Origin of the sequence: Helicobacter bizzozeronii (assembly GCF_900196775.1) — a bacterium.
Lineage (GTDB): Bacteria > Campylobacterota > Campylobacteria > Campylobacterales > Helicobacteraceae > Helicobacter > Helicobacter bizzozeronii.
The window spans coordinates 1-3,999 of the sequence record NZ_FZLB01000084.1 but is presented as its reverse complement, the minus strand read 5'-3'; the positions used below and the strand labels follow the sequence as shown (position 1 = coordinate 3,999).

Annotated in this window: 4 protein-coding genes and 1 pseudogene; all 5 read left to right on the top strand. The window is 46.7% G+C overall.

Annotation, left to right across the window (positions count from 1 at the left end; all coding sequences use genetic code 11):
• Window positions 1-71: 71 nt before the first annotated feature.
• Window positions 72-1,190 (top strand): tyrosine-type recombinase/integrase, encoded by a 1,119-nt coding sequence (locus C5684_RS08090; protein WP_104639987.1) that lies wholly within the window; start codon window positions 72-74, stop codon window positions 1,188-1,190.
• Window positions 1,174-2,076, top strand: a complete 903-nt coding sequence (locus C5684_RS08085) for a helix-turn-helix domain-containing protein (protein ID WP_104639986.1) — start codon at window positions 1,174-1,176, stop codon at window positions 2,074-2,076. The genes C5684_RS08090 and C5684_RS08085 overlap by 17 nt, the downstream gene beginning before the upstream one ends.
• 144 nt (window positions 2,077-2,220) lie before the next feature.
• Window positions 2,221-2,484, top strand: a complete 264-nt coding sequence (locus tag C5684_RS09190; protein WP_158650221.1) for a hypothetical protein — start codon at window positions 2,221-2,223, stop codon at window positions 2,482-2,484.
• Window positions 2,456-3,685: a DnaB-like helicase C-terminal domain-containing protein gene (locus C5684_RS08075; RefSeq protein WP_104639984.1), complete on the top strand. Its 1,230-nt coding sequence runs from the start codon at window positions 2,456-2,458 to the stop codon at window positions 3,683-3,685. Before C5684_RS09190 ends, C5684_RS08075 begins: the two co-directional genes overlap by 29 nt.
• A pseudogene (locus C5684_RS09600) lies at window positions 3,682-3,999 on the top strand (hypothetical protein); the annotation flags it as partial. The gene C5684_RS08075 and the pseudogene C5684_RS09600, both read left to right, overlap by 4 nt.

Sequence of the window (3,999 nt, the reverse complement as noted above, 5' to 3'; positions counted from 1 at the left end):
AGAAATAACCGCCTAGCTTAACACCCACACTATAAAGCAACCTTAAAACCAAAAACGAAAGGAATGGCAAAATGAAATTTTACAATCGGAATGGGAGACTCTACCTAGAAACCTATGAGGGGTCTAAACGCATCCGCAAGAGTCTTAAAATGCTTGACACAGCACAAAACCGCGCGCTGGTGTTGGCTAAGTTGGGTATTTCCCACACACAGGGCGCAAAAGAGCAAGTTAAAAGGGCACGCATGCAGGCATTTAAAACCCAGCAAGTGGGGCAAATTAATCCAAAGTGCTACACCATTGCAAGCGCACTTGAAAAATATTGGGAACAGGTGGGGGGTATGAAACCCACCAGCCTACGCACTATGCAAGCCACAATGCGCACGGCATTAAAGCTTTTGGGCAATTTGACACACCTAGAGCAAATCACTAAAGAGAGCATCCACAACTTCTATAAGCAACTCAACCAACGGGCCAACGCCTACAGCGCTAGCCACATCAAGGGGCTCACCCTTGCGCTTAAAAACTTCCTAGACTTTGCGATGGAGATGGACTACATCCAAGCTAACCCCTTTTTTAAGCCCAAACGCATCGCCAACACACCCCCTAAGCAGAAAAACCCCCTCAATGCTAATGAGGTTCAAGAGGTCTTAGGGCTGTGTCATTGTGATGTAACCCGCTTATATTTGATGATTGCTTTTTGCACCGGGGCGCGCATAGGCGAGATTTTGGCTTTAAAGCATAGCGATCTCAACTTTGCTAACAACACCATCAGCATTGAGCGCTCAATCAGCACACGGGGCGAAATACTTAGCCCCAAGACCACTAGCAGTGTCCGCACAATCCAAATGCCAGCCCCTCTAAGAGAGTTTCTCTTAAAGTCCCTCAAAGGGGGCGGGGGTGAGTTCCTCTTTAACAACCCCACAGGCAGACGGCTTAACTTCACCCGTGCATTCCACAAGCTCCTAGCCAAAGCCGGGCTAGCTAAACGCCCGCTTTATTGCACACGGCACACCTTCGCTTCCATCGCGCTCAATCACGGGGCAAACCTGCTCTACACGAGTGCATTATTAGGGCATAAAAACGCCCACATCACGCTAAAGACCTACGCACGCTATCTGCCCCAAGAGAGCCACACCCTAGCACCCATATTCAACCAAATCAAAGGAGTTTACTATGATCGCCAAGTTTAACCCCACCACGCGTTACACCGCCATACCCAATGACATCGTCTTGAATGCGGGTTTGAGCGTGCAGGCTCTAGGGCTTGCCGTGTTCATCAACGCCTTGCCCAGCACTTGGCAGATCACCACTGAATTTTTATGTAAGACCTTCAAACTCAGCCGCAACACCATCTACAAGTATCTTAACGAGCTAGAAGCTAAGGGCATTCTTAAAATTGCCTATGTGCGCTCTAAAGGGAAAATAACCGGGCTTAGAACTTTCAGCCTTTGTGTCCCCAAAGAGCAAGATTTAGAGCCCCAACATAGCCAAAATTATAAGCTATGTTTGCAAGCCCCTAAAAAGCGGGGGTCTAAAATGCGCAAAGCCCTACACAAGGGAATTAACATCATAGCCCAAACTTTGCGCCCTATAAAAATAAGGAATCTAAAAAAACATGGAAAAAAGAGCGCGTGCGCGCAAGAAGTTTTTTTGAAAAGAGAGGGCAAACAACGCGCCCCTAAAAAATCCCTCATCAACTTTGAGGCTTTAAAGCAGAAAATCAATGCCTGTTTCAATATGCGCTTAAGCGGTCTCACCACACAAGAGCAAGAAGCCTATGAACGCTTTTTAGCCCACTGCCAAGACAAGCACCCGGTGAGCTATGAGCAAAAACGCGCCATCTACCAGCACTTCTTAGAGCTCAAAGAACAAGGCTTCAACATCTGCGATCTGGCTTTAAACGCCATCCGCAAGGGTTATAACGATGTCTTGCCCCCCAAAACACGCGTCATCTCTAACAAAAGCCTTTATGAGAAGCTCAGCAACACCTACAACGGGCTCACCCTTGAGAACTTCGAATACGCTGTTTTTAAAGCCTTTGAAATTGCCGAAACCGCCAGCAAGGAGCAAGGATGAAAAGAATCCCCAAAGAACACACGGGTAGTTTCTTTTTAGAACCCGCTTTGTTAGAGCTTTTAGACACCATCGCCACCCTAGAGGGGCAGAGTAGGGGGGTGATTGTGGAGCGCGCAGTGCGTTATTTTTTGATCGGAGGAGAGAATGAGAAAAGATGGGAAAAGTCCAAATGCGCCTACACGGCTAAGAAAAAAGTTCATGTTAAAGCCCCACATCATCGTGCGTTTAAAAGCGCGCGCCAGAAGGGCACAGATGAGTCAAAACGAGTTCTTGCAAATGTGTCTTTATTTGGCTCTCCAAGAGTTTGCCCGCCACAATCTCTACGCCCAAGCCTTGATTCAAGAACACCAAGACTACCTAGAACACTTGAGGAGAACCTATGCTAGAAATGGATTCAACCTTGCTTGAAAAGAACATCATCGCCTCTTTGATCCACTACCCAGAATACTTGGAGGAAATGCTAGAGGGCATTGCTTTAGAGCATTTTGAGCCCTTGCACCAGAAGGTCTTAAAAGCCCTGCTAATGCTTAAAGAGCAGCACAAGATCATCACCTACGGGCTATTAGTCCACGCACTAGGCGAGCAAACTTGTCAAAGCCCCGAGTTTAACGCGCTGCTTTCCCAAGAGACCCAATCAGGCTATTTAAGCCTCAAAGAGGACCTTAAAAAAGCCCTCTTGCTTAAAACCCAGCGCAAGCTAGCCGACCAGCTAGCCAAGGCGTGCTTTAGGGGCGAAATCTTTGATATGGACTTTTTAAGCAAATACGCCCGCATAGAGGCTAAGGACAATATGCGCTCCTTTGCGCAGTGGGAGGAGTATTTTAAGCAAGAGCCTCCCATTGAGAAAATCCCTAGTGGGATGGAGTTTTTAGATAAGACCTTAGAGGGGGGTTTTGAGTTCAAGCAGTTAGTTCTAATCGGTGGTGACCCAGAGGCAGGCAAGACCATGCTAGGCATACAGATTTTAAGGCATATGAGCCTCGTGGAGAATGTCAAGGTGGGTTATTTTTCCTTTGAGTTCCCCTTGAAAAAGTTTGTGGTGAAAATGAATGCCACCCAAGAGCTTAGCCATAAAAAACTCTTTGATCGCCTAGATTTTCAGATGTGCGAACAAGGGCAGGGTGTTGAGGAGTTAGTGGCTCAGATCAAGCGCAGTGCTAAAGCAGGCGTGAAGGTCTTTTTGATTGACTCGCAAAGTTTCATCATTGCCCCTAAGGGGCGCACCCCCGAGGAGGAGGAGACCCACAAATTTACGCGTATTGCCCAACTGATCAATAACTTTGAGCTAGACATCCTCATCTTTCTCATCGTGCAAAGCTCCAAAGAGCAAACTTCTACCAAAACCACCAACACGCCCATGAAGAGCAAGATGGGGGCGTATATGGCAAGTATCTATATTCATATCCACAAGGTCAATGAAAGAGAATGGGCTGATGAAAAGGAACGCCCCTATATCCGCCACATCTTTTTTGAAAAGAACAAACAAACCGGCTGGAGGAATATGGGCAAGTTCAAAGCTGACCCCAAGCATTACCAGTTTGTCCAACTTGCCCAAAGCGTGCAAGATTTGGGCAAAAAAGACCTCAATTTTTTAAAGGAGAACAGATGAGCGATAGAGATTATTACATGGGTTTGGTTAAAAGTTACTTAGCTAGTGGCCAAGCGGGCACTACTTTTTTTGATTTGTGTTTTCAAGACTCTAAGTTGTATATCAGTTTTAAAGCCGACAAGAGCACCGAGTTGCACATTATCCAAAAAGCCACCTGTTTAGTGCCCTCCAGCACGATTAGCTTAAAGGATTTGCGTTATTTGAGTGCAAGGCGCAAAGATGTGGACGGCAAGATCACCAGCGAACTAATTGGCTATCTCACCCCCAAAAAAGGGCATAAGCTCCTAGTTAGCCTCTTAGTGCCCTTAGAGTGT

Coding starts and splice junctions, on each gene's coding strand:
- C5684_RS08090 (WP_104639987.1), top strand. CDS start 72: ATGAAATTTTACAATCGGAATGGGAGACTCTACCTAGAAACCTATGAG.
- C5684_RS08085 (WP_104639986.1), top strand. CDS start 1,174: ATGATCGCCAAGTTTAACCCCACCACGCGTTACACCGCCATACCCAAT.
- C5684_RS09190 (WP_158650221.1), top strand. CDS start 2,221: ATGAGAAAAGATGGGAAAAGTCCAAATGCGCCTACACGGCTAAGAAAA.
- C5684_RS08075 (WP_104639984.1), top strand. CDS start 2,456: ATGCTAGAAATGGATTCAACCTTGCTTGAAAAGAACATCATCGCCTCT.